Source organism: Chryseobacterium phosphatilyticum (genome assembly GCF_002899825.2).
GTDB classification, from domain to species: Bacteria; Bacteroidota; Bacteroidia; order Flavobacteriales; family Weeksellaceae; genus Chryseobacterium; species Chryseobacterium phosphatilyticum.
This window is the reverse complement of the sequence record NZ_PPED02000106.1, coordinates 1-449: the sequence shown is the minus strand read 5'-3', so window position 1 is coordinate 449 and position 449 is coordinate 1. Positions and strand designations below refer to the sequence as shown.

The following is a 449-nucleotide window of genomic DNA, read 5'->3' as shown; positions in this document are numbered from 1 at the left end:
GTTGTGATCGCCGCGGCAGCGGCGGACGGCAGCGCGATCGGATGCCGACAGGGTGTAGTGGCGGACCAGATCCCGTCGCCCGGTCGGAAGGTCGTAGAGCGCCGCGATCTGTGCCCCGCCCAGTTGCTGCCGTCGCTGCTGCCGTCGCGCCACTCATGCCTCCCGCCTCGATCCGGCGGGAGACCAGCCGATCCGGGCGAGGGAGTCGATCAGCGTGCTACGCTTGATGCCGAAGGTGCGGCAGACCGCGGCCTTGGTGGCCCCGCCTTCGAGGGCCGCCGTGACGGCGGCGAGCTTCTCAGGATCGATGGCCGTGGGGCGCCCGCCCCGGCGTCCCCGTCGCGCCGCGGCGGCGAGCCCGGCCTGCACCCGCTCCTGGATCAACGATCGCTCGAACTGGGCGAGCGCCCCGAACACGTGGAACAGGAACTCGCCCTGTGGCGTGGTCG

Annotated in this window: 2 protein-coding genes; both read right to left on the bottom strand. The window is 72.6% G+C overall.

The window, feature by feature from the left end; all coding sequences use genetic code 11:
* Positions 1-153: DUF4158 domain-containing protein (locus tag C1631_RS25030; protein WP_123966796.1), on the bottom strand; the 153-nt coding region annotated here is incomplete at its 3' end.
* Positions 154-449: recombinase family protein (locus tag C1631_RS25025; protein WP_165828379.1), on the bottom strand; the 296-nt coding region annotated here is incomplete at its 5' end.